The sequence below is a fragment of the Microbacterium sp. ACRRU genome, assembly GCF_022346945.1.
Lineage (GTDB): Bacteria > Actinomycetota > Actinomycetes > Actinomycetales > Microbacteriaceae > Microbacterium > Microbacterium mcarthurae.
In genome coordinates, this window is record NZ_JAKRNI010000036.1 from 1 (window position 1) to 23,082 (window position 23,082).

Annotated in this window: 22 protein-coding genes; 12 read left to right on the forward strand and 10 right to left on the reverse strand. The window is 70.0% G+C overall.

Going from position 1 to position 23,082, the window contains the following annotated elements; all coding sequences use genetic code 11:
- Positions 1-129: 129 nt before the first annotated feature.
- Genes kdpC through MHY30_RS13235 form a run of 5 tightly spaced genes read right to left on the reverse strand, consistent with a single transcriptional unit; the run spans position 130 to position 4,814 of the window.
- Positions 130-714, reverse strand: coding sequence for a potassium-transporting ATPase subunit KdpC (gene kdpC / locus MHY30_RS13215; RefSeq protein WP_239277364.1), 585 nt, complete (start codon positions 712-714; stop codon positions 130-132).
- A gap of 11 nt (positions 715-725) precedes the next feature.
- On the reverse strand, positions 726-2,864 hold the full coding sequence (gene kdpB, locus MHY30_RS13220) for a potassium-transporting ATPase subunit KdpB (RefSeq protein ID WP_239277368.1): 2,139 nt from the start codon (positions 2,862-2,864) through the stop codon (positions 726-728).
- 2 nt (positions 2,865-2,866) lie between these two features.
- Positions 2,867-4,549 carry a potassium-transporting ATPase subunit KdpA gene (gene kdpA / locus MHY30_RS13225; protein ID WP_239277370.1) on the reverse strand — a complete coding sequence of 561 codons (1,683 nt, stop codon included), beginning with the start codon at positions 4,547-4,549 and terminating at the stop codon, positions 2,867-2,869.
- Positions 4,549-4,629 (reverse strand): potassium-transporting ATPase subunit F, encoded by an 81-nt coding sequence (locus MHY30_RS13230; protein ID WP_239277419.1) that lies wholly within the window; start codon positions 4,627-4,629, stop codon positions 4,549-4,551. The genes kdpA and MHY30_RS13230 overlap by 1 nt, the downstream gene beginning before the upstream one ends.
- Positions 4,626-4,814, reverse strand: coding sequence for a hypothetical protein (locus tag MHY30_RS13235; protein WP_239277429.1), 189 nt, complete (start codon positions 4,812-4,814; stop codon positions 4,626-4,628). Before MHY30_RS13235 ends, MHY30_RS13230 begins: the two co-directional genes overlap by 4 nt.
- Before the next feature lie 374 nt (positions 4,815-5,188).
- Here MHY30_RS13235 and MHY30_RS13240 point away from each other — a divergent pair, with 374 nt between their 5' ends.
- The 4 genes from MHY30_RS13240 to MHY30_RS13255 all read left to right on the forward strand — a co-directional run bounded on the left by MHY30_RS13240 (position 5,189) and on the right by MHY30_RS13255 (position 7,517).
- Complete coding sequence (locus MHY30_RS13240; protein ID WP_239277371.1) at positions 5,189-5,518, forward strand: PadR family transcriptional regulator; 330 nt, start codon at positions 5,189-5,191, stop codon at positions 5,516-5,518.
- Position 5,519: 1 nt separating this feature from the next.
- Positions 5,520-5,879, forward strand: a complete 360-nt coding sequence (locus MHY30_RS13245; protein WP_239277374.1) for a DUF1048 domain-containing protein — start codon at positions 5,520-5,522, stop codon at positions 5,877-5,879.
- A 91-nt stretch (positions 5,880-5,970) separates the two neighbouring features.
- A complete protein-coding gene (locus MHY30_RS13250) occupies positions 5,971-6,759 on the forward strand; it encodes an ABC transporter ATP-binding protein (protein WP_239277378.1) in 789 nt (262 codons plus the stop codon).
- Positions 6,756-7,517: an ABC transporter permease gene (locus MHY30_RS13255; protein ID WP_239277381.1), complete on the forward strand. Its 762-nt coding sequence runs from the start codon at positions 6,756-6,758 to the stop codon at positions 7,515-7,517. Before MHY30_RS13250 ends, MHY30_RS13255 begins: the two co-directional genes overlap by 4 nt.
- Before the next feature lie 163 nt (positions 7,518-7,680).
- Here the strand turns inward: MHY30_RS13255 and MHY30_RS13260 are convergent, their stop codons facing one another.
- The gene (locus tag MHY30_RS13260) at positions 7,681-9,771 is read right to left on the reverse strand and encodes an APC family permease (protein WP_374204615.1); all 2,091 of its coding nucleotides are present in this window, start codon (positions 9,769-9,771) and stop codon (positions 7,681-7,683) included.
- Positions 9,772-9,879: 108 nt separating this feature from the next.
- On the opposite strand from MHY30_RS13260, the gene MHY30_RS13265 reads away from it, so the two are divergent.
- Positions 9,880-10,962 (forward strand): VanZ family protein, encoded by a 1,083-nt coding sequence (locus MHY30_RS13265; protein ID WP_239277388.1) that lies wholly within the window; start codon positions 9,880-9,882, stop codon positions 10,960-10,962.
- Between the two features lie 25 nt (positions 10,963-10,987).
- On the opposite strand, the gene MHY30_RS13270 is transcribed toward MHY30_RS13265, so the two are convergent.
- A complete protein-coding gene (locus MHY30_RS13270; RefSeq protein ID WP_239277392.1) occupies positions 10,988-12,199 on the reverse strand; it encodes a NosD domain-containing protein in 1,212 nt (403 codons plus the stop codon).
- A 29-nt stretch (positions 12,200-12,228) separates the two neighbouring features.
- Positions 12,229-12,459 carry a hypothetical protein gene (locus MHY30_RS13275; RefSeq protein WP_239277393.1) on the reverse strand — a complete coding sequence of 77 codons (231 nt, stop codon included), beginning with the start codon at positions 12,457-12,459 and terminating at the stop codon, positions 12,229-12,231.
- 216 nt (positions 12,460-12,675) lie between these two features.
- Between MHY30_RS13275 and MHY30_RS13280 the strand changes: the two genes are divergently transcribed.
- The 7 genes from MHY30_RS13280 (at position 12,676) to MHY30_RS13310 (ending at position 20,871) form a co-directional block, all read left to right on the forward strand.
- Positions 12,676-13,998: an extracellular solute-binding protein gene (locus tag MHY30_RS13280; RefSeq protein ID WP_239277396.1), complete on the forward strand. Its 1,323-nt coding sequence runs from the start codon at positions 12,676-12,678 to the stop codon at positions 13,996-13,998.
- Between the two features lie 148 nt (positions 13,999-14,146).
- Positions 14,147-15,001 (forward strand): carbohydrate ABC transporter permease, encoded by an 855-nt coding sequence (locus MHY30_RS13285; RefSeq protein WP_239277427.1) that lies wholly within the window; start codon positions 14,147-14,149, stop codon positions 14,999-15,001.
- Complete coding sequence (locus tag MHY30_RS13290; RefSeq protein WP_239277397.1) at positions 14,998-15,834, forward strand: carbohydrate ABC transporter permease; 837 nt, start codon at positions 14,998-15,000, stop codon at positions 15,832-15,834. Before MHY30_RS13285 ends, MHY30_RS13290 begins: the two co-directional genes overlap by 4 nt.
- A gap of 31 nt (positions 15,835-15,865) precedes the next feature.
- Positions 15,866-17,248 carry a NosD domain-containing protein gene (locus MHY30_RS13295; RefSeq protein ID WP_239277399.1) on the forward strand — a complete coding sequence of 461 codons (1,383 nt, stop codon included), beginning with the start codon at positions 15,866-15,868 and terminating at the stop codon, positions 17,246-17,248.
- An 11-nt stretch (positions 17,249-17,259) separates the two neighbouring features.
- Complete coding sequence (locus tag MHY30_RS13300) at positions 17,260-18,306, forward strand: LacI family DNA-binding transcriptional regulator (RefSeq protein WP_239277403.1); 1,047 nt, start codon at positions 17,260-17,262, stop codon at positions 18,304-18,306.
- Between the two features lie 47 nt (positions 18,307-18,353).
- A complete protein-coding gene (locus MHY30_RS13305; protein WP_239277406.1) occupies positions 18,354-19,589 on the forward strand; it encodes a glycoside hydrolase family 32 protein in 1,236 nt (411 codons plus the stop codon).
- Between the two features lie 25 nt (positions 19,590-19,614).
- Positions 19,615-20,871, forward strand: coding sequence for a wax ester/triacylglycerol synthase domain-containing protein (locus MHY30_RS13310; RefSeq protein ID WP_239277408.1), 1,257 nt, complete (start codon positions 19,615-19,617; stop codon positions 20,869-20,871).
- Here the strand turns inward: MHY30_RS13310 and MHY30_RS13315 are convergent.
- Positions 20,866-21,738 (reverse strand): neutral zinc metallopeptidase, encoded by an 873-nt coding sequence (locus MHY30_RS13315; protein WP_239277413.1) that lies wholly within the window; start codon positions 21,736-21,738, stop codon positions 20,866-20,868. The two genes, MHY30_RS13310 and MHY30_RS13315, sit on opposite strands and share 6 nt — an antisense overlap.
- 86 nt (positions 21,739-21,824) lie before the next feature.
- Positions 21,825-23,039 (reverse strand): amidohydrolase, encoded by a 1,215-nt coding sequence (locus MHY30_RS13320; protein ID WP_239277417.1) that lies wholly within the window; start codon positions 23,037-23,039, stop codon positions 21,825-21,827.
- Positions 23,040-23,082: the final 43 nt, after the last annotated feature.

Below are 23,082 nucleotides of genomic sequence, written 5' to 3' on the forward strand. Positions count from 1 at the left end.
GGCGGGCGCGTGGGCGGACATGGCGTGAGACACCGCACCGGGGGCGGACGCGAACGCGGCGGACCGCCGCCGCCCGGGAAGGGCGACGCCGGAGGCCGGGAGGAGACGCATGTCAGCGATTCTCGCGCGTCATCGGGCGTCCAGCGCGCGGTTGAGCTCGAGCACGTTGACGCGGGGCTCGCCGAGGAATCCCAGGTCACGGTCGCGGGTGTGGGCGGCGACGAGCGCCTCGACGTCGGAGACCGGGATGCCACGGGCCTCGGCGACCCGCGCGGCCTGGCGTTCCGCGTGGGCGACGGAGATGTCCGGGTCGAGGCCCGAGGCCGAGGCGGTGACCGCGTCGGCGGGGATCGCGCCCGGGCCGTTCAGCGCCTCGAACGCCGCACGGTTCGACGAGATCGACGCGATCAGGTCCGTGTTCTCGGGGCCGAAGTTGGAGCCGCTCGAGGCGGCGGCATCCCACGATGCGGCCGACGGACGCGACTGGAAGTACTCCGGGAGCGCCTGGCCGTCGGCATCCTGGAACGACTGCCCGATCAGCGACGAGCCCACCACGGTGCCGTCGGCGGAACGCACGAGCGACCCGTTGGCCTGGCCTGGCAGGGCGAGCTGGCCGATCCCGGTGATCAGCAGCATGTAACCGACGCCGAGCAGCGCGGTGAAGACGAGCATCGCGCGGACGGCGACGCCGGCGGTACGCAGAGTGGTGCGCATGACGGGGCCTTTCAGAATCCCGGGAGCAGGCTCACGACGAGGTCGATGAGCTTGATCCCGACGAAGGGGACGAGGATGCCGCCGAGCCCGTACACGAGCAGGTTGCGGCTGAGGATGCTCGAGGCGCTCGCCGCGCGGTACTTCACGCCACGCAGCGCGAGCGGGATCAGCACGACGATGACGATCGCGTTGAAGATGATGGCGCTGAGCACCGCGGATGCCGGCGATGACAGCTGCATCACGTTGAGCACCGCGAGACCCGGGAAGACTCCCATGAACATCGCGGGGATGATCGCGAAGTACTTCGCGATGTCGTTCGCGAGCGAGAACGTCGTGAGCGCGCCGCGCGTGATCAGCAGCTGCTTGCCGATGCGCACGATGTCGATCAGCTTGGTCGGGTCGCTGTCGAGGTCGACCATGTTGCCGGCCTCCTTAGCGGCCGACGTGCCGGTGTTCATCGCGACGCCGACGTCGGCCTGTGCGAGGGCGGGGGCGTCGTTCGTGCCGTCACCGGTCATCGCGACGAGGTTGCCGCCCTCCTGCTCGCGGCGGATGAGGGCGAGCTTGTCCTCGGGCGTGGCCTCGGCGAGGTAGTCGTCGACGCCCGCCTCGGCCGCGATGGCCTTCGCCGTGAGCGGGTTGTCGCCCGTGATCATCACGGTGCGGATGCCCATGGCCCGCAGCTCGCCGAAGCGCTCCCGCAGGCCGTCCTTCACGACGTCCTTGAGGTGGATCACGCCCAGCACACGTCCCTCTCCCGCGGGCGACAGGGTCGCGACCACCAGCGGGGTGCCGCCGGATTGGGCGATGGCATCCGTTTCGCGCGTCAGCTGGGCGCGCAGCTCGGCGGGAACGGGCGATCCGGATGCCGAGAGCCAGGCCGTGACGGCCGATGCGGCGCCCTTGCGCACCCGCGTGCCGTCGGCGAGGTCGAGGCCGCTCATGCGGGTCTGGGCGGTGAACGGCACCGGCTCGGCGCCCTGCGGCATGTCGGCGACGATCCCCTGCGCGGCGGCGAGGGCGACCACCGACGTGCCCTCGGGAGTGGGGTCTGCCTGCGACGACAAGGAGGCGTACTCCGCGAGGAGGGGCCCACCGACGCCGTGGAGAGGGACGAAGGCCGACGCGCGGCGGTTGCCGTAGGTGATGGTGCCGGTCTTGTCGAGGAGCAGCGTCGTGACGTCGCCCGCCGCTTCGACCGCGCGGCCCGACATCGCCAAGACGTTGCGCTGCACGAGCCGGTCCATCCCGGCGATGCCGATCGCGCTCAGAAGCGCCCCGATCGTCGTCGGGATCAGGCACACCAGCAGCGCGACGAGCACCGGGATCGACACCGGCGACGCGGCGTAGGAGGCGATCGGGTTCAGCACGAGCACCACGACGACGAACACGATCGACAGGCTCGCCAGCAGGATGTTGAGCGCGATCTCGTTCGGCGTGCGCTGCCGTGCCGCGCCTTCGACCAGGGCGATCATGCGGTCGACGAACGTCTCTCCCGGCTTCGAGGTGATGCGCACGACGATCCGGTCGCTGAGGACGCGCGTGCCGCCGGTGACGGCGCTGCGGTCGCCGCCGGACTCGCGCACGACCGGGGCCGACTCGCCCGTGATCGCCGACTCGTCGACTGTCGCGATGCCCGCGATGATGTCGCCGTCGCCCGGGATCAGCTGTCCCGCCTCGACGAGCACGACGTCGCCGACTCTGAGGTCGCCCGAGGGCACGTCTTCCGTGGCGGCCGCGGATGCCACAGGGTCTGCGGCGGAGTATGCGACGACGCGGCGAGCCGTCGTGGTCGTCCGGGTCTTCCGGAGCGTGGCCGCCTGCGCCTTGCCGCGGCCCTCGGCGACCGACTCGGCGATGTTCGCGAAGAAGACCGTGAGCCACAGCCAGATCGCGATGCCCCACGTGAATCCGAACGGAAGGGAGGTATCCCCGCCGCCGAGGAACGGCTCGGTGATCGCGATGAGGGTGGTCAGGGCCGCCCCCACCCACACGAGGAACATGACGGGGTTGCGCCACTGCGACGCGGGGTTGAGCTTCTTCGCGGCGCCCGGGAGCGCGGCGACGATCTGCGCGGCGCTGAACGCGCGGCGTGGAGCGGCCGGGGTCGGGGCCTCGGCGGGTGCCGGGGCGTGCGTGAGCGTGGACATGGTCAGACGAGTCCTTCGGCCAGGGGTCCCAGGGTGAGGACCGGGAAGTAGGTGAGAGCGGTGACGATCACCGCGACGCCGGCGAGGAGGCCCGCGAACTGCGGGCGGTGCGTCGGTAGAGTGCCGGCCGTGGCCGGGACGGCATCCTGTGCCGCGAGGGAACCGGCCAACGCCAGCACGAACACGATCGGAAGGAAGCGTCCCAGCAGCATCGCGACCGCGAGCGCGGTGTTGAACCACGGGGTGTTCGCGGTGAGCCCCGCGAACGCCGAGCCGTTGTTGTTGGCCGCCGAGGTGAAGGCGTAGAGCACTTCGCTCAGGCCGTGCACCCCCGGGTTCCAGATCGAGGTCGTCTCGACATCGTCCCGGATGCCGGGGAGCGCGAAGCTCAGCGCGGTTCCCGCCAGCACGAGCGTGGGGGTGACCAGGATGTACAGGCTCGCCAGTTTGATCTCGCGCGGCCCGATCTTCTTGCCGAGGTACTCGGGCGTCCGGCCGATGAGCAGGCCGCCGACGAACACCGCGATGACGGCGAGGATCAGCATGCCGTACAGCCCCGAGCCGACGCCGCCGGGCGCGACCTCGCCGAGCATCATGTTGATCATCGGCATCATGCCGCCGAGCGCCGTGTAGCTGTCGTGCATGGAGTTGACCGCGCCGGTCGAGGTGAGGGTGCTCGTCGAGCCGAAGAGCGTCGACCCGAAGATCCCGAAGCGCACCTCCTTGCCCTCCATGGCGCCGCCGGCGAGCTGCGGCGCCGTTCCCGCCCCGGCCGTTTCGGCCCATGTGAGCAGGGCAGTGGATGCCACGAAGATCGCGGCCATGACGCCGAGGATCGTGTAGCCCTGACGGTCGTCGCCGACGATGCGACCGAACGCGCGAGGGAGCGAGAACGGGATCACCAGCATCAGGAAGATCTCGAAGAGGTTCGTCCACGGCGCGGGGTTCTCGAACGGGTGCGCGGAGTTGACGTTGAAGAAACCGCCGCCGTTGGTCCCCAGGAGCTTGATCGCCTCCTGGGATGCCACCGGCCCGCCGGGGATCGACTGGGCCGCGCCGGCGAGGGTCGTGGCATCCGTGAATCCGTTCAGGTTCTGGATGACGCCGCCCGCCAGCAGCACGACCGCGGCGACGATCGCGAAAGGCGCGAGGAGACGCACCGTGCCGCGGACGAGGTCGACCCAGAAGTTCCCGATCACGCCGCTGCGGCGGTACGCGAAGCCGCGCACCAGCGCCACCGCGACGGCGATGCCGACGGCGGCCGACACGAAGTTCTGCACCGTCAGGGCCGCGAACTGCACCGTGTAGCCGAGCGTCGTCTCGCCTGAGTACGACTGCCAGTTGGTGTTGGTCACGAACGACACGGCGGTGTTGAACGACAGGGCTTCGCCGGGGGCCTCGAGTCCGAGGGCGAACGGCAGGAGGGGCTGCAGGCGCATGAGCGCGTAGACGAACACGACACCGACGGCCGAGAACAGCAGCACCGACCGCAGATACGCCTGCCAGGTCTGCGCGCCGCGGGGGTCGACGCCGATCGCGCGATACATGACCCGCTCGACCGCGAGGTCGCGGTCGCCCGTGTAGATGCGGGCGATGTAGTCGCCGACCGGACGGTAGGCCAGGCCGAGCGCGACGAGGAGGGTGAGGCTGGTCAGTGCGAGGGACCAGGCGGTTGTGGCATCCATCAGAACTTCTCGGGGCGGACGAGGGCGACCACGAGGTACACCACGGCGGCGATCCCCAGGAGGGCGGCGAGAACGCTCATGCGTTGTCGCCCCCTCGCGGCGCGGCGGCGTCGGAAGCCGGGGGGGCAGGCGGCTGAGCGCCGCGGCCGGGGGTGCGCGCGGAGGGAGCGCCGGGCTGCGGGCCCAGCTTCTCGACCCCCTGGGCGACGAGGGCGACCAGCGCGAAAAGCGCGAGGATCGCGGCGAGGTAGACGACATCGAGCACGATGACTCCAGGTTCGGGAGCTTCCGCGCGACTGCTGTGACGCGGGCGCCGCGGGGCGGCACGTCTGTCGATGAAACTCCCGCGCACCCTGGCGTCCCGCCGTCCTTACGTTTTCCCTACGGTTCGCCCGCACACGCATACGCCGCGCTTACGCGCGCCCCGGCATCGATGGCCTCGCGCGCGGTCGGGCGCGGCGGGGGGCCGCGTCCGAAACGCTGAGTGTCCAAGACACGCGGTTCGCCCGGCCCGGCATCCGCGTGTCTTGGACACTCAAGGGAGGTTGGGGGGAGCACGGCGCAGGGTGCTACTCACTCTTGCTATGTACCGGTACTCAGTGTTACGTTGTTGTGGTAGTCAACATTGAGGAGTAGCGCATGGGTCGACAGGACACCGAAATGCTCAAGGGGGTGCTCGAGGGCGTCGTCCTCGCCGTGCTGGCACGGCGACCGGCATACGGGTACGAGATCACCGCCGACCTGCGCGACCGGGGCTTCGCCGACCTCGCCGAGGGCACCGTCTACGCGATCCTCGTCCGCATCGAGCAGCGGGGTCTCGTCGACATCGAGAAGGTGGCATCCGAGAAGGGTCCGCCCCGCAAGGTCTTCACGCTCAACGACACCGGGCGGGCGCAGCTCGCCGAATTCTGGAACACCTGGAGTCTTCTCGCCGATCGGCTCGAGCAGCTCCGCGACGAAGGGAACTGACATGGCCTGGTACGAGAAGATTATCGGCGACCTGAGCGCCAAGAAGCAGTGGCGCGAGTATCGGCGGCGCCTGGAGGCCCTCCCCGCCCCCTATCGACAGGCGGGCCGGGCTCTCGAGCGGTACGTCCTCAACCTCGGGCCGACGGAAGACAGTGATGCGCTCATCCGCATGGTGACGGATCTGGCCGACCTGCTGGAGCAGGCGGCCGCGGCCGACACCCCCATCCGCGATCTGACCGGCCCGGAGCCGGCCGCCTTCGCCGAGGAGTTCATGGCGAACTACGGCGACGGCAGTTGGATCGGACGCGAACGAGCGCGCCTCGCCCGTTCGATCGACGAGGCGGCCCGCTCGCAGGGCTGACCCGCCTCACCCGCACGCGTCCTCCGGAACCGGCTGGCCGGGGGCGATGGCCTCGTGCGCCCTGCGGCCGGAACGTCACGAGAGGAAGAACATGTCTCCCATCGATACCGGTCCCGCCATCCACGTGCGGAACCTCACGAAGTCCTACGGTGATCTCCGCGTCCTGGACGGCGTCGACCTCGACGTTGCGCGCGGCACGATCGTCGCGCTCCTCGGGTCCAACGGCGCCGGAAAGACCACCGCCGTCCGCATCCTGTCGACCCTGCTTCGCGCCGACGGCGGAACAGCGGTCGTCGACGGGGTGGACGTCGCGGCCCAGGCGGCGAAGGTACGAGAATCCATCAGCCTCACCGGGCAATTCGCCGCGGTCGACGAGGTCCTCACCGGTCGCGAGAACCTCATGCTCGTCGCACGCCTTCGTCACCTGCCGGATCCCGGACGTGTCGCCGACGAGCTGCTCGCGCGCTTCGCCCTGACGGATGCCGCGCGCCGGGCGGCATCGACGTACTCCGGCGGCATGCGCCGGCGTCTCGATGTCGCGATGAGCCTCGTCGGGGAGCCCGCGGTGGTCTTCCTCGACGAACCGACCACCGGGCTCGACCCCCAGGCGCGGCTGGAGGTGTGGGATGCCGTGCGCTCCCTCGCCGCATCGGGCACCACGGTGCTGCTCACCACCCAGTACCTCGACGAGGCCGAGACCCTCGCCGATCGCATCGCGATCCTGCACGGCGGACGGATCATCGCCGAGGGGACGCTGGCCGACCTGCGCGCCCTGTTCCCGCCCGCGACCGTCGAGTACGTCGAGAAGCAGCCCACCCTCGAGGAGATCTTCCTCGCCATCGTCGGCTCGGCCGACCCGCGTCACACGGAGGAGTCATGAGCACGCACGCCCTGTCCGACACCGCGGTCCTCACGGGCCGTTCGCTGCGGCACATCCTGCGCAGCCCCGACACCATCGTGACGACGGCCGTCATGCCGGTCGCCATCATGCTGCTGTTCGTCTACGTTCTGGGTGGCGCGGTCGACACGGGCGGCACGTCCTACGTCGACTTCCTGCTCCCCGGCATCCTGCTGATCACCGTCGCATCCGGGATCGCGTACACCGCGTACCGGGTGTTCCTCGACGTTCGCGGAGGGATCGTGGATCGTCTCCGCTCGATGCCGATCGCGCCGGGGAGCGTCCTATGGGGACACGTGCTCACGTCGCTCGTCGCGAATGCGGTGTCGCTCGCGCTCGTCGTCGGGGTGGCGGTGATCGTCGGCTTCCGGTCGGGCGCCTCGGTCCTCGCGTGGGCGGGGGTCGTCGGCATCCTGATGTCGTACACGCTCGCCCTGACGTGGGTGGCGGTGATCGCCGGTCTCGCGGCCAAGACCATCGACGGCGCCAGCGCCTTCAGCTACCCGCTGATCTTCCTGCCGTTCGTCAGTTCCGCGTTCGCCCCCACCGACACCATGCCGGGGCCGGTGCGGTGGTTCGCCGAGAACCAGCCCGTGACCTCGCTCGTGGATGCCATCCGCGCGCTGCTCGCACAGCAGCCCGTCGGCGCGAGCGTGTGGGTCGCGCTGGCGTGGTGTGCCGGGATCCTCGTCGTGGCGTGGCTCGTCGCGGCCGCGCTGTTCCGGCGGTCGGGGCGCTGACCTCGGCTTCGGTGTCCAAGACACGCGGACCGGGTCGCCCGGCATCCGCGTGTCTTGGTCACTGAACCGGGGTGCGCGGCAGCGGGGCGCCGACGAGTCCCGCGCGGGTCGTAGGGAGATGTCGGCGCGATGACGTCTCGCGGCCGAGGAACCGGCGGGCGGATCAGGATGCCGGAGGGTGCGGCGCCTTGCCCCGGTGTGCGGGCACCTCGGCCACCGGCTGGCCGCCGCGCTGCTGGCCGGGAAGCGGCCGCGACCGTCGGCCGTAAATGAGCTCGGAGGAGTCGAGCAGCCACGGGACGAGCGTGATCGAGACGCCGTGCACGAGCATGAGCTGCTGCGCGAGGCGGCGGGAGCGGCGGTTGTGGAGGATCGACTCCCACCAGTGCCCGACGATGAACTGCGGCAGGTACACCGTCACGACCGAGGACCCGTGCTTCTCGCGGTACGTCTTGATGAACGACGTCACCGGCGAGGTGTAGGTGCGATACGGCGACTCGATGATGATCAGCGGGATGGGCATGTCGTGCTCGGCCCACTCCCTCTGCAGGGTCGCGGCATCCTCCTCCGAGATGGCCACGTGCACCGCGAGGGTCTTGTCGTGCTTGGCGGCCAGCGCGTAGTCGATCGCCTTCATCACCGGCTTCTGCAGGCGGTTCACGAGGATGATCGCCACGTCGCCCGACGAGCCGAAGTGCACGGTGTCATCCATGCGGATCTCGTGCTCGACGTCGCGGTAGTACCGGTTCACGCCGAGCATGAGGGTCGCGAGGATCGGAATCGCGATGAAGACCAGCCACGCGCCGTGCGTGAACTTCGTGATCGTCACGATGATGAGCACGAGAACCGTGAGCGAGGCACCGAGGGAGTTGATCCACAGCCCCGTGACCGCCGAGCGGCGTTCGTAGCGCGCGCTCTCCTGCTGCGCCGCCGCGGGCGAGAGGGCCTGCATGTCGCGGAGCGTACGACGCCAGTGCCGCACCATGCCGACCTGGCCCAGCGAGAACGACACGAAGACGCCGATGATGTACAGCTGGATGAGGGTCGTCAGATCGGCCTGGTAGACGATCAGCACGCCGATGGCCACGATGCCGAGGATGATCATGCCGTTCGAGTACACGAGCCGGTCGCCGCGGGTGTTGAGGGCCTTGGGTGCGTAGCCGTCACGGGCGAGCACCGCGCCGAGCAGCGGGAAGCCGTTGAACGCCGTGTTCGCCGCCAGGAGCAGCACGCACGCGGTCGCGGCCTGAATGATGAAGAACGGGATGCTGCTCATGCCGAACGTGGCCGCCGCCACCTGTGCCATGAGGCTCGGCTGCGGGTTGTTCGCGCAGTCGAAGCCGACCAGGTTGCAGGGGTTCTCGGCGTAGTGCACCCCGGCGAGCAGCGCGAGGGCGGTGAGTCCGACGAACAGCAGGATCGCGATGCCGCCCATGAGGGTCAGGGTCGTCTGGGCGTTGCGGATCTTGGGCTTGCGGAAGGCGGGGACGCCGTTCGAGACCGCTTCGACGCCGGTGAGGGCGGAGCAGCCGCTGGAGAAGGCGCGCAGCACGAGCAGGATCAGCGCGGCCTGTGTGAGCGACTCGGCCTGCACCGCGTAGTCGGCGCTGGAGGCCCGGGGTACATCGCCGAGGAGCGCGCGGCCGAGCCCCACGACGATCATGAGCGCGACCGACCCGATGAAGATGTACGTCGGAATGGCGAAGACGGAGGACGCCTCGCGCACGCCGCGCAGGTTGACGATGACGATGAGGATCACGAACCCGACGGCGATCTCGACGCGGAACGGATTCAGCTCCGGCAGGGCCGAGATGATGTTGTCGACCCCGGATGCCACCGACACGGCGACCGTGAGGACGTAGTCGACCAGCAGGGCCGCCGCCACCACGACCCCGGGGACTTCGCCGAGGTTCTTGCTGGCGACCTCGTAGTCGCCGCCGCCCGACGGGTACGCCTTGATCAGCTGCCGGTAGCTCAGCACGACGACGATCAGCAGCACGACGACGGCCGCGGCGACCCACGGGCTGAACGTGAGCAGCGCCGTCCCGCCGATGAGCAGGATCATCAGAAGTTCCTGCGGGGCGTAGGCCACGGACGACAGGGCGTCGGAGGCGAAGATGGGGAGGGCCATCTTCTTGGGGAGGAGCTGTTCGTCGAGTTTCTCCGACGTCAGGGGCTCGCCGATCAGGATGCGCTTGGCCATCGGCGTCTGTTGGCCGGGCTCGCGACTTTCGTCAGTCACGGCGCGCGACATTACGCCCCCTGCGGGCCGCGCGCAATCTGACGCGCATGTCGTTCATCCCTTGTACCCGGACCGTGATGTTGCGCGGTGAGGGTGCCGCGACTTCCCTAGGATCGCGGGGTGCACAACATCTTCGGGTCGGGGCTGCTGGCGGTCGTCCTCGGGGCTGTCGTGGCGTTTCTGGCTTTCGTGCCGTTCGTGGCGATCAGCTATCGCCGGCGGGGCGGCCTGTCGTTCGGCCGGACCGTGCTGTGGGCGGGCGCGGCGGTGTACTTCTGGGCGATCTGGACCTACACGCTCGTCCCCGTACCGCAGAGCGACGATTACCGGTGCGTCGGCAGGAACCTCCGGCCGTTCGAGTTCGTCGACGAGATCCGCGCCGCTGTCGCGGTCTCGGGGCGGTACCTCACGGATCCGGTCGTGCTGCAGGTCGCGCTGAACGTCCTCCTGTTCGTTCCGCTCGGCTTCTTCCTCCGCGTGCTGGGCGGGCGCGGCATCCTCGTGGCGGGCCTGGTGGGACTCGGGGTCAGCGGGCTCATCGAGACGACGCAGCTGACCGGTGTGTGGGGTGTCTTCCCGTGCGCCTACCGCGTCTTCGACGTCGACGACCTCATCGCCAACACCTCCGGCGCGCTGATCGGGTCGGTCGTCGCCTTCATCGTCCCGAAGAAGCATCGGGGTGCGGACAAGGCACCGGATGCCGAGCGCCCCCGCCCCGTCACGCGAGGGCGCCGGATGCTCGGCATCCTGTGCGATCTGGTGGGGGTCTCGCTGGTCGCGTTCGCGGTCTCGGTGACGACGAAGGCCCTCCTCGAACTGGTAGCGGGCGACCCCGACCGCACCGGAGCGCTGTCGTCGCTGGTGGGAACGATCGCCGCCGCGACCCTGTGGCTCGGGGTGATCCTGGTGACGGGCCGCTCGGTGGGCGACATCGCGACCCGCGTGCGCTACACCGACGGGGTGCTGCCCGGGTGGGTGGCCCGCCCGCTGCGCTTCCTGACGGGCGCGGGGGCCTACATCGTCCTGGACGACCTGCCCGCCCCGTGGTCGCTGTCGGCGTTCGTGCTCGTGGCGGCGACCGTGGTGCTGCTGTTCACGTGGCCGGATGGCCGCGGGCTGACGGGCTGGATCGGCCGCCGGCGCCTCGTCGACGACCGCGCCGGGGTCGTGAGCCCGACGGTGGACGCCGCCTCCCGGGGGTAGGGAGACCCCGGGAGGCAGCGCGGCGTCAGGGTGTCGCGCGGAAGCCGTAGGTCGCCGCGCCCAGCGCTTGGAACTCGGCGGCCGTGCCGGAGTCGAGCACCTTGGTGTTGGTCGTGCTCCCGTCGAGCACGGCGGAGCGGACGCCCACGTTCGCGGCATGGTGGTTCATGGCGAGGTAGTTGTTGCTACCCGACTTCACCAGCACCATCGTCGGGGTCGCGCCCGACGGCAGCACATTCGCCGGGGGGACGTCGAACGAGAAGTGGTTGCCGACGATGGTGTTGCCGCTGCCGCGCACGTGGATGAGGCCGAACAGGTCGTCCTGCGGCGCGGGGACCCCCTGGAACGGCGGGAAGCTCTCGCGGTTGCGCAGGAAGTGGTTGCCGCTGATGAGGTTGTTGTCAAAGGCGCCCTCGGTCGTGACCATCCCGGCGAAGAAGCTGTGGAGGCGGTTGCCGGTGATGTTGTTGTTCGAGCAGTTCTTCAGGTGCACGCTGCTCTTGCCGCGCGGGAAGACGTTGTTCCCCGAGATCAGCAGGCCGAAGTGTCCTTCCGCGAAGATCGAGAAGCCGGTGGGGCCGGCGCCGATGAGGTTGCCGCTGACCAGGCTCGCTTGACCCGAGCCGACGAGTTCGATGCAGCTGCCGCACTCGGCGATGAAGTTGTTCGTGACCGCCAGTGCGTCCGCGCCCGTGATGACGAGGCCGCGCTGGAGGTAGACCATGCCCATGCCGGCGATGCGGACCGAGTCGGTGTCGGTCGTGGAGCGGATGCCGATCTTGCCGTTGGTGTAGCTGTTCTGGTTCGGCGTGAAGGAGACGCCGTCGAGGCAGAAGTCGATGAACTCGATCGAACTGAGGCGGGGGGATCCCGAGCGCTGGATCAGGAACGCTTCGGCGTTGCCGTCGGTGTTCTCGACGCGGATGCGGCTGCCGCCGGGGAAGATCTCCCACCACGAGGACGTGTTGCCGGCGTTGTACCGGATGCTCGAGGAGGTGAAGCCGTGGCCCGACCCCTTGATCTGCAGGTAGCTGATGTCGATGACGGCGCGGGTTTTGAGGGAGTAGTCGCCCGGCGGGATGTAGATCACAGCCCCGGGCTTGGATGCCTGGGAGGGCTGGTTCGTTTTGATGTCGGCGATGATGCTGTTGATCACGGCGCCGATGTCGGTGAAGGCGGTGACGGTGGGGGCGGACGGGATGGTCCACGTCGTCACGTCGTAGATCGTCGAGGGCATGGCGGCTCCTTTGCCTTGTGCTGGGGGGATCAGAGCACGCCGAGCAGCGTGCGGTGGGGACGCTCGGGGAGGCGGGCTGCGGACGCGGCCGCGTCGGCGACGGGGGAAGCCGCGGCGGCGGGCGTCTTCGTCTCCCACGCCCCGACGGCGCCTGCCGCGAGCGAGAGAGCGAGGAAGCCACGCCGGGTCAGCGCGAAGGGCGACGGCGTCGTCGCTCGCTCGCCGCGGGGGCGAGGCGCTTTCGGTCGCAGATGGGACATGTGTTCCTTTCTGAGCCAAATGGATTTGGCATCCGGTATCGAGCCGAGAGTAGGACGAGGGCGCGCAAGGGGGCAAGCGCCAAAAACTTTGGCGGCGCCCCGCGCTTGACGGGGACCGGACAGGCCGTTAGCTTCATGCCAAGACGATTTGCCAAAACGTATTGGCGAAGACTCCCGCCCACACTTTCCCGAATCACTCACGAAGGAGTCGAAGTGATGAAGCTTCGCACGCAGCAACAGGCCGGTCGCGTCCGGCGCGCGATGGGACCGGTCGCCGCCGTGGCGGCCGCCGCCGTCGTGCTCACCGGATGCGGTGCCGGAGGCGGTACCGCCTCGGGCGACGACGGTTCCTCGCTCACGGTCGTCGTCGAGGGGGGCGGCAAGGCCGAGCTCCAGCCGATCGCCGACCTCTACACCGAAGAGACGGGCACCGCCGTCACCCTCGTCGAGCTGCCGTACGACGGTCTGTACGACCGCATCCAGTCGGAGCTCCAGGCCGGCACCCCGTCGTTCGACGTGGCGGCACTGGATGCCATCTGGCTCCCCGCCTTCGCTCCGGGGCTTGCGCCGCTGGACGACCTGTTCACCGACGACGTGCAGGCCGACCTGTTCGACGGCCTCGTCGGTGAGGCGCAGGTGGACGGAACGTTCATCGGCATGCCGGTGTGGACGAACTCCGAGATCCTCTTCTACCGGACCGACCTGTTCGAGGACGCCACCAACAAGGCCGACTTCGAGGCGAAGTACGGTTACGCCCTCGCTGCTCCGACCACGTGGGAGCAGTACCGCGACGTCGCCGAGTTCTTCACGCGCGACACCGACGGAGACGGCACCGTCGACCTGTACGGCACCGACGTGAAGGGCGCGGTCGAGACCGAGTGGCTCGCCACGGTGTCGCAGGCCGGCGCCGAGCAGATGGTCCTCGACCCGGCGAACGGCGACGTGACCATCGATGACGCGCAGCACAAAGAGGCGCTCGACTTCTACGTCAGCCTGCTGCCGTACGCGCCGTCCGGTGCCGCTCAGCTCGACTGGGCGGGGGCGCAGAACCTCTTCTACCAGGGCAACCTCGCGATGATGCGGTTCTGGGGCCACGCGTACCGTCAGACCCCCGCCGACTCGCCGATCAAGGACGCCATCGGCGTCGCCCCCATGATCGGTGGCCCGGGCGGCGTGGCCGGCGTGCCCGGCGCGTGGTACCTGTCCGTTCCCGCTTCGGGAACCCAGCAGGATGCCGCGAAGGACTTCGTTGCCTTCGCCTACGAGCACAACGAGCTCGCCGCCGACACGTCGCTCGGTCTCGTCGCCCGCAAGAGCGCGTTCGAGTCCAAGGCCGACGTGCCCGGGTTCGAGAACTACGCCGCTCTCGTCGAGACGCTCGAGGCGCCGGCATCCGCTCCCCGCCCCGCGACGCCGGAGTGGCAGGAGATCGTCGACTCGGTGCTCGTGCCGATGCTTCAGAAGGCCGTCGAACCGGGCGCCGACACCGCTCAGCTGCTCACCGACGCCAAGACCCAGATCCAGTCGATCGTCCCCTGACGATCCCGCTCGAAAGCACCCCGTGGAGACCATCGCTCCTCCCGCCCGCGACGGGGCGGCCCCGGCCGCCCCGTCGCGGGGCGCGCCGCCGCCCGCGCGCCGCCGCCGCAGCAAAGACGCCGGAGACCGCCGCTTCGCCCTGGCCCTCATGGCCCCGGCCGCGCTGTTCCTCGCCGCGTTCGTCCTGTGGCCCCTCGTGCGCTTCGTCTACGACAGCTTCTTCGAGATCTCGCCGTTCGCGGGTGCCGGCCGCACATTCGTGGGGCTCGCCAACTACGCCGCGGCGTTCGGATCCGAGACGTTCCAGTCGGCGTCGGTGCGCACGGTGGTCTACACGATCGTGGTGGTGGCGGCCGAGTTCGTCCTCGGTCTCGCCGTCGCCCTCCTCTTCACGGCGCTGGGCCGTCGATCGGCGGTGTTCCGCACGATCTTCATGTATCCGTTGATGATCGCCCCGGTCGTCGCGGGGCTCCTGTGGCGCTTCCTCCTCATCGACAACTTCGGCATCGTCAACGAGCTCCTCGCCCGTGCCGGCATCCTGTCCGACCCCAGCCAGATCGCGTGGTTGAGCGATCCGCGCATCGCCCTGTTCTCGGTCGCGGTGCCCGACATCTGGCTGACGACCTCGTTCATCACCCTGGTGCTCTTCGCCGGGCTGCAAAACATCCCGGGCGACGTGATCGAGGCGGCGCGGATCGACGGGGCGCGCTACCCCCGCATCCTGTTCAGCATCATCCTGCCGCTGCTGCGCCCGGTCATCGCCGTCGCGCTCATCGTCCGCGGGATCGACGCGGCCCGCGCGTTCGACATCATCCTCATCCAGACCGACGGCGGGCCGCAGAACAGCACCACGACGCTCAGTCTGCTCATCTACCGCACCATGACGCGGTTCGGCGACCCGGGGCTGGCGAGTGCCATGGGCACGGTGTACCTCGTCGCCATGCTCGCCGTCGCGATCGCGGCCGTCCTGCTCATCTGGCGACCGGGAGGTAGCGCGCGATGAATCCCCTCGAAACGGTCGGCCGCAGCCGAGTGGTGCTGTGGGCGCTGCTCGTCGCCGCCGTCGTCCTGTACGGCTTCCCCTTCCTGTACCTGCTGCTGACGTCGTTCAAGACCCCCCTGGATGCCATCGCGGTGCCGCCCACGGTGCTCCCCGGTGTGTGGACGCTCGACAACTACGTCTCGGCACTGTCGCGCGAGGGCGTCCCGGCAGCGCTCATCAACAGCGTCGTCACCGCGGTGCTCTCCACGGCGCTGTCCCTCGTGCTCGCCGTGCCCGCGGCCTACGCGATCACGCGCTTCCGCACCCCGAGCGGTCGCGTGTTCATCCTCGCGGCGCTGGTGACCCGCATGGTCCCGACCATCGCGGTCGGGGCGCCGCTGATCGAGGTCATGCGATCGATCGGTCTGACCGACACGTCGCTGGGGCTCGCTCTCGCGCACACGACCATCTCGCTGCCCCTGTCGATCTGGCTCATGGCCAGCTTCTTCGAGGCCGTGCCCGACGAGCTGGGCGAGGCGGCCGAGGTCGACGGCTGCTCCCGCCTGCAGGCGATGGTGCGTGTCGTGCTCCCCGTGGTCTCGGGAGGGCTGGCGGTGACGGCGATCTTCGCGTTCCTCGCCTCGTGGAACGAGTTCCTCTTCGCCCTCCTGCTGACCTCGGTCCGCGCGCAGACCACCCCGGTCGTCATCGCGAACTTCCAGACGCAGTTCGGTCTCGATTGGGGCGGGATGACGGCTCTCGCGACCGTCTACTCGGTGCCGGTGATCCTGCTCACCCTGTTCCTGCAGCGGCACATCGTCGCCGGCCTCACCCTGGGCGCCGTCAAGGGCTGACGTGGCATCCGCAGATTTGGAGAACTCCCCGATGGCTCATCGCAGCAACCACTACGACGTGACGCAGTGGCCCCACGGAGACGCCGCGCACGACATCGGCGCGGTCATCAACGACATCCTCCGTGACGTCAAGGAACGTCAGCGCACCACCGACGTCGAAGACGGCGGACGCCCCGGCGCGGTGGTGTACATCCCGCCGGGCGACTACCGGCTGCGCACGCAGGTCGTCATCGACATCAGCTTCCTCCGGATCGAGGGCGCCGGTCATGGCTTCACCTCGTCGAGCATCCGGTTCAACGTGCCCGAGGCCGAATGGGCCGATCTGCACGAGCTGTGGCCCGGCGGGAGCCGCGTCATGGTCGACCTCGCCGACGTCGACGCGGGGGACGAGGCATCCGGAGCAGCGTTCCTCGTGCGGCGGAAGGGCAGCCCGCGCATCAGCTCGGTGGAGTTCAGCGGGTTCTGCATCGACGGGCTGCACTTCACGGCGCCCGGTCCTGATGACAACGCCGAGAACTCGTACGTCAACGGCAAGACCGGGATCTACGTCGAGGATGCCAACGACTCGTTCCGCGTCAACGAGATGGGCTTCGTGTACCTCGAGAACGCCCTGACGATCTACCACGCCGATGCCCTGTCGATCCACGACAACTTCATCGCCGAATGCGGGAGCTGCGTCGAGTTGCGCGGGTGGGGGCAGGCGTCCAAGATCACCGACAACCTGATCGGCGCCGGGTTCGCCGGTCACTCGATCTACGCCGAGAACCACGGCGGTCTGCTGATCACGGCCAACAACGTCTTCCCCCGGGGGGCGAGCAGCGTGCACTTGCACGGGGTGACGCGCTCGAGCGTGACGAACAACCGCCTCCACTCGTTCTACCCCGGGATCGTGGTGCTGTCGGCCGGGAGCTCCGAGAACCTCGTGGCATCCAATCACTTCCTGCGCGATCACGAGCCCTGGACCCCCTTCCTCGGCGTCGAGGGGCGCCACGACGACGCGTTCGGTCTCGTGAACGTCCACGGCGACGGCAACTCGATCATCGGCAACCACTTCTCCGAGGTGGTGGCCGCGTCGCGCGTGCGCCCCGCGGGGACGCCGCCGGTGATCGTGCGGGTGACCGCGGGGACGGGCAACCGCATCTCCGACAACCACGTCGTCGCCTCCGACGTGGATCCCGCGGCCCAGGACTCGGCGTTCGAAGCGCAGGTGGAGGCGCTCCTGTCCACGGCCGACGCTCGACCGTTGCCGGTGACGACGGTGCGCATCGACGCCGGCGCCGATGGCAACACCGTGCTCGACTCCGGGACCGAGGGCGAAGTGGATGCCGACCTCGAACGCAACGCCGTCCGCTTCACTCCCGCCATCCGGCCCTCGCACACCACCACCGCGGCGCAGAAAATGGTACGAACGTGAGGGGGGTGACGATGTCCGAGACGCGGCTGACCGAGAAGACGGCCGGGATCCGTGACGTCGCCGCGCGCGCGGGCGTCTCGCAGACGACGGTCTCGCACGTGCTGAACGCCACCCCGCACACGCGGGTCAGCGAGGACACCGCCGCCCGTGTGCGTGCCGCCGCGGAGGAACTCGGCTACCGCCCCAACCGTCTCGCCCGCGGCCTGCGCACCCAGGCATCCGAGATGATCGGGCTCCTCACGGAAGAGATCGCCACGACCCCCCACGCCGGTCGCATCATCCTCGGCGCCCAGGAAGAGGCGAGTCGCCACAACCTGACGCTGGCGATCATCAACTCCGAGCTCAACCCCGATCCCGAGGTCCCGTCCGGTCAGGTGCAGGCGTTCCTCGACCGGCAGGTCGACGGCATCATCTACGCGACCGTCTACCACGACGAGATCGTCGCGCCGGAGAACCTCGCGGCTCGACCCGCGGTGCTCATCGGCGCGCGCGATCGCACCGGCACCATCCCCGCGGTACTCCCCGATGAGCGCGCCGGGGCGCGGGCGGTCGTCGAGATGCTCGTCGGCCGCGGCCATCGCCGCATCGCGTTCGCCGCGAGCGCCGAAGACGTGCCGGCTACGCGCGGCCGACTGCGCGGCTACCTCGAGGCGATGGCCGAGGCGGGGCTGCCCACCGAGGGACTCGTCGTCGAGGGGAGCTCCGACGCCCGCGGCGGATACGCCGCGACGAACACCCTCCTGGATGCCGCTCCCACGGCGCTGTTCTGCTACAACGACCGCATGGCCATGGGGGCCTATCGCGCCGCGGGGGACCGCGGTCTGGTGATCCCCAACGACCTGTCCGTCGTCGGCTTCGACGATCAGGCTCCGATCCCCGAGAGCCTGTTCCCCCCTCTCACGACCGTCGCGCTCCCGCACTACGAGATGGGCGCGTGGGCGGTCGACGCTCTGTACGCGATCGTCAACGATTCCGCCGAGCGCACGGCATCCCTCCCCCCGGCCCTGTTGCCGTGCCCGCTCGTGGAGCGCGAGTCCGTCGCGGCTCCGCGCGCCTGACCCTTCCGCCTCACTCCCCCCGGGGAGCCTGCCTTCGAGGACCCTTCATGCGCCCTTCCCTGCACTTCACCGCCCGCTCGGGCTGGATCAACGACCCGCACGGCATCACCTTCCGTGACGGCGAGTACCACGCGTTCTTCCAATACGTTCCGGACCGGGTGTCCTGGGCCCCCAGCTGCCACTGGGGTCACGCGAGCGGACCCGACCTGCTTTCGCTGCGCGAGCGGGCGGTGGCGCTGTACCCGGGCGACGGCGACGACGGGATCTGGACCGGATGCCTTGTCGTCGACGACGCGGGGGAGGCGCGCATCTTCTACACCGCGATCACCGAGCCCGACTTCGGCATCGGGCGGGTGCGGGTGGCGTTTCCCGAGGCGGGCCTCGACGGATCGTGGCGGAAGGGCGACGTGCTCGTCACCGTCCCCGAGGACCTGGACCTCATCGCCTTCCGCGACCCGTTCATCCGGCGCGAGGGCGAGAGCTGGCGCATGTTCGTCGGGGCGGCCGGTCGGGACGGCACGGCCATGGCGCTGTCGTGGACCTCGCGCGACCTCGAGATGTGGCACTACGCCGGCGTCGTCCTCGAACGGTCCACCGAGATCACCGAGCCGGTGTGGATGGGCGCGCTGTGGGAGTGTCCGCAGTTCATCGCGATCGACGGCCGCGAGGTGATGATCTCGTCGGTGTGGGACGCCGATGTGCTGCACTACGCCGGTTACGCGGTCGGCGGTTTCGACGGCGAACGCTTCGATGCCGACGGGTGGGGGCGGCTCACCTACGGTGAGGGTCTGTACGCCCCCTCACTGTTCTTCGACGCCGACGGGCAGCCGTGCGTCCAGTTCTGGATCCGCGGCATCGGCGATCACGAAGCGGGCTGGGAGGGTGCGCACAGCGTGCCGTACCGCCTGGGCCGCGACGGTGCCGTGCTCACGGCCGAGCCGCACCCGGACGTGGCGGCGCACCGCGGGCCTTGTGCCGTCGACGGACGAGTCGAGGGTCTTGCGGCCGACGTGGTGTGGTCGGATGCGGACGGATCGCTCACCTTCGCCTCCGGCGGCGGCACGATCGCCACGGTCGAGCGCCGGACCGGTGAGGCCGCGGTGCGCGTCGGGGATCGGGAGTGGACCGTCCCCGCGTCGGGTCCGCTCCGCGTGATCGTGGACGGGCCCGTGCTCGAGCTGTCGTCGCCCGCGGGGGTCTTCACCGCCGCCCTGACCCCCGCGGGCGGCGACCTGCGCATCGAGGCGAGCGCAGGGGCCTGCGAGGTCTACCCCCTGAGCTGAGTGGCGGCCCGCTACCGTAGTCGGCATGGGGGAGCCCCTCTCGGACGACGATGCGCGCATCATCGCGCTCGAGTCCGACGCGGTCCGCGGGCACGCGCTCAAGCTGCTGGTGCTGGAGCCGGGTGCGGCGCTGGATCTCGAGGCCGTCCGCGCGGGTGTGCTCTCTCGCCTCGGCGGGTTTCCTCGCGCGCGGCAGCGGGTCGTGGGTCACGCCTCGCCGCAGTGGGAGGACACCGCGCTCGACATCGCCGCGCACGTACGGCAGTTCCCCGCCGCCGACCCCGGAGAACTCCGGGCGGTCGTGGGACGGCTCATGTCCGAACCGCTCGACCGCGCCCGTCCGCTGTGGACGATCGACCTCGTCGGGCCCCTCGCCGACGGTCGAGAGGCATTGGCCGTCCGCCTGCACCACGCGATGGCCGATGGGATCACGGCCGTCCGTTTCCTGGACGCCGTGGTCTTCGAACCGCACGACGCTCCGGCGCACGAGGTCGGCATCCGCGATCCCGATTCTCGGCCCTCGCGATGGCGGGAGTGGGAACGGATGCCGCGCACCCTCGCGCGCGAACTGGGTCACCCGGGCTCACGGTCGCCGTTCGATCGACCGATCACGGCGCGGCGGGCACTGGCCTTCGCTGACGTGCCGCTGCGCGAGGCCCACGCGGTCGGCGCCGCCCGGACCGACCACGCGACCATCAACGACGTGCTGCTCGCGGTCGTCGGCGGGGCGGTGCGCCGCGTGCTCGTCGCGCGCGGGCATCTGCCGCACCTGAACGCCCAGGTTCCCGTGAGCCTGCACGAGGCGGGAGAGGATGCCGCCGCCGCGGGCAACCGCGACTCGTTCGTCGACATCGACCTGTGTCTGCACGAAGCCGACGATGCGCTTCGACTCGACCTGCTCAGCGCCCAGACCCGGGAGCGCAAGCGAGACCGTGACGCGCGGTCGCTCGCCGACCTGTTCCACGCGCTCGCCGCGGCGGGGCCGTTCGGGGCGGCCGTGCGCGGCTTCGCCGACGGTCCGCGCGCGTTCGCGCTGTCGGTGTCGAACGTGCCGGGGCCGCGAGTCGCCGTCGCGGTGTCGGGTCGGCGCGTCACGCACGTCTACACGTCGTCCGAACCGGCCCCTCGGCACGCGCTCCGCGTCGCCGCGATCTCGAACGACCGGTGGCTGGGGGTCGGCTTCTGCGTCGACCCGACCGCGGTGCCGGGCGTGGAGGCGTTCGCCGACGCCGCGCACGACGCGTGGGAGGCACTGCGGGCCGACGCCGGTCGAGGACTATAGGCTCTCCGCCGGCACCGAGAACGTGTCGCACGCCTCGACGCCCCCTGTGCGCCCGGCGTCGAACCAGCGCTGGCGCTGCTCGCTCGATCCGTGCGTCCAGCTCTCGGGGTTCACGACCCCGCCGGACTCGGCCTGGATGTGGTCGTCGCCGACGGACGCCGCCGCCGCCAGCGCATCCGCGATCTGCTGCGCCGTGGGCGGCTCCAGGTAGGGCGTTCCGTTCTCATCCACCTGTTCTTCGGCGTCGGTGACCCAGGCGCCCGCGAAGCAGTCCGCCTGCAGCTCGGTTCGCACACCGTTGCTCGCGGGACCGGTGCCGTTGTTGGGGTACTGCTCCATCACTCCGATGAGGTTCTGCACGTGGTGGCCGTACTCGTGCGCGAGCACGTACAGCTGGGCGAGCGGACCCGCGGTGGTGTCGAACTGTTCGCGCAGGATCGCGAAGAACGTCGGGTCGACGTACACCGTCTCCTCGGGCGGGCAGTAGAAGGGACCGGTGGCGTTGGACGCGGTGCCGCACTGCGTCGACGTCGACCCGTCGACGATGATGAGCTGCGGTTCGCGATACCCCTCGAGCGTCCTGCCCCAGAACTGGTCGAGATTCAGCGACGCGGCCGCGAGCCGACAGTCGTCGTCGGCGTTGGCATCCTGGCCTGTCTCGCAGTTCGCGATGCGCTCCCCGCCGGTCTGCGGGGCGGCGGCCCCGCCGCCGCCGAGGAGCCCGGTCAGGTCTGTCCCGGTGAAGAGTGAGATCAGCAGCACGGCGATCGCGCCGATACCCACCGCGCCGCCACCGACGGCGGCCACCGTGCCACCCCGGCGTCGGGCCGAGTTCCCGCCCACGCGGGCGTTGTCGTTGAACGTCACGACCGCGACGGTAGCGCGCGGCGCCACGCGGGGAAGGGGGCTTGAAACCGGCGGGTCAGCCGGTCACGCCCCTAAGGCGCCGACAGTCAGTCCAGGAACTCCCGCGCGGCGACGACGAGATTCTCGACCCCGCGGTCGATCGTGGGCTGCATCACGGGGGCGAAGAACGGCGAGTGGTTGGTCGGGATGTCTCGTTCGACCGTGCCGCCGGCCACGGCATCCGCGAACGTCTGAGGGTCCACACCGCCCCAGAACCAGAACACCAGCGGCGCCCCCGACTCCCGCGCGAACCACGACACGTCCTCGCTCCCGGTGAACATGCCGGGATCGACGACGCCGGCCTCACCGAACGCCCGCCGGAACGCGGCCGTCAGGCGGGAGGTGGCATCCGGGTCGTTGATCGTCGGCGGCAGCGAATGATCGACGGAGATCGTCGGCGTCTGTTCGGCTCCGGATGCCTCGGCCTCGGCGCGGACGATCCGCTCGACCTTGCTCATCACGCGCGCGCGTGCCTCGTCGTCGGGGTAACGGAGGCTGAGCTCGAGTTTCGCCTCGGCGGGGATGATGTTGTTCTTCAGGCCCGCGTGGATCGAGCCCACCGTCACGACGGCGACGTCACGAGGGTCGACCTCCCGCGAGACCACGGTCTGCAGGCGCATGACTGTCGCGGCGGCCATGACGACCGGGTCGATCGTGGAGTGCGGACGCGAGCCGTGGCCGCCGCGTCCGTGCAAGACGACCGTGAGCCCATCGGACGCGGCCATCTGCGTTCCCGGGCGCACCCCGATCGTGCCGGCCGGGAGCGGCGTGACGTGCTGTCCGAGAACGATGTCGGGGCGCGGGTACCGGTCGAGCACGCCATCGGCGATCATCGCCTGCGATCCGGCGCCGTACTCCTCGGCGGGCTGGAACACCGCGACGACGGTACCCGACCATTCGCCGGTGGTGGCGACGAGGCGCTCGAGTGCGCCGATCAGGGCCGTGACGTGCATGTCGTGTCCGCACGCGTGCATCACGGGCACGGTGTTGCCCGCGGGGTCGGTGCCGCGGGCGGTGCTGGCGTACGGGAGGCCGGTCTGCTCCTGGACGGGCAGGCCGTCCATGTCGGCGCGCAGCCACACCACGGGCCCGGGGCCGTTGTCGATCCTGGTGACCACGCCGGTCCGGCCGACGCCCTCCTCGACCTCGAGCCCCAGGTCGGCGAGGTGGCGGGCGATGACGCCCGCGGTCCGCGTCTCCTGGAACGACAGCTCGGGATGCGTGTGCAGGTCGGTGTACAGGCTTTCGAGGTCGACACTCATGCCCCCGAGCCTATGCGCCCGCCCCTCCCTCGCGCCCTTGCGG

Coding starts and splice junctions, on each gene's coding strand:
- kdpC (WP_239277364.1), bottom strand. CDS start 714: ATGCGCACCACTCTGCGTACCGCCGGCGTCGCCGTCCGCGCGATGCTC.
- kdpB (WP_239277368.1), bottom strand. CDS start 2,864: ATGTCCACGCTCACGCACGCCCCGGCACCCGCCGAGGCCCCGACCCCG.
- kdpA (WP_239277370.1), bottom strand. CDS start 4,549: ATGGATGCCACAACCGCCTGGTCCCTCGCACTGACCAGCCTCACCCTC.
- MHY30_RS13230 (WP_239277419.1), bottom strand. CDS start 4,629: ATGAGCGTTCTCGCCGCCCTCCTGGGGATCGCCGCCGTGGTGTACCTC.
- MHY30_RS13240 (WP_239277371.1), top strand. CDS start 5,189: ATGGGTCGACAGGACACCGAAATGCTCAAGGGGGTGCTCGAGGGCGTC.
- MHY30_RS13245 (WP_239277374.1), top strand. CDS start 5,520: ATGGCCTGGTACGAGAAGATTATCGGCGACCTGAGCGCCAAGAAGCAG.
- MHY30_RS13250 (WP_239277378.1), top strand. CDS start 5,971: ATGTCTCCCATCGATACCGGTCCCGCCATCCACGTGCGGAACCTCACG.
- MHY30_RS13255 (WP_239277381.1), top strand. CDS start 6,756: ATGAGCACGCACGCCCTGTCCGACACCGCGGTCCTCACGGGCCGTTCG.
- MHY30_RS13260 (WP_374204615.1), bottom strand. CDS start 9,771: ATGTCGCGCGCCGTGACTGACGAAAGTCGCGAGCCCGGCCAACAGACG.
- MHY30_RS13270 (WP_239277392.1), bottom strand. CDS start 12,199: ATGCCCTCGACGATCTACGACGTGACGACGTGGACCATCCCGTCCGCC.
- MHY30_RS13275 (WP_239277393.1), bottom strand. CDS start 12,459: ATGTCCCATCTGCGACCGAAAGCGCCTCGCCCCCGCGGCGAGCGAGCG.
- MHY30_RS13280 (WP_239277396.1), top strand. CDS start 12,676: ATGAAGCTTCGCACGCAGCAACAGGCCGGTCGCGTCCGGCGCGCGATG.
- MHY30_RS13285 (WP_239277427.1), top strand. CDS start 14,147: ATGGCCCCGGCCGCGCTGTTCCTCGCCGCGTTCGTCCTGTGGCCCCTC.
- MHY30_RS13290 (WP_239277397.1), top strand. CDS start 14,998: ATGAATCCCCTCGAAACGGTCGGCCGCAGCCGAGTGGTGCTGTGGGCG.
- MHY30_RS13295 (WP_239277399.1), top strand. CDS start 15,866: ATGGCTCATCGCAGCAACCACTACGACGTGACGCAGTGGCCCCACGGA.
- MHY30_RS13300 (WP_239277403.1), top strand. CDS start 17,260: ATGTCCGAGACGCGGCTGACCGAGAAGACGGCCGGGATCCGTGACGTC.
- MHY30_RS13305 (WP_239277406.1), top strand. CDS start 18,354: ATGCGCCCTTCCCTGCACTTCACCGCCCGCTCGGGCTGGATCAACGAC.
- MHY30_RS13310 (WP_239277408.1), top strand. CDS start 19,615: ATGGGGGAGCCCCTCTCGGACGACGATGCGCGCATCATCGCGCTCGAG.
- MHY30_RS13320 (WP_239277417.1), bottom strand. CDS start 23,039: ATGAGTGTCGACCTCGAAAGCCTGTACACCGACCTGCACACGCATCCC.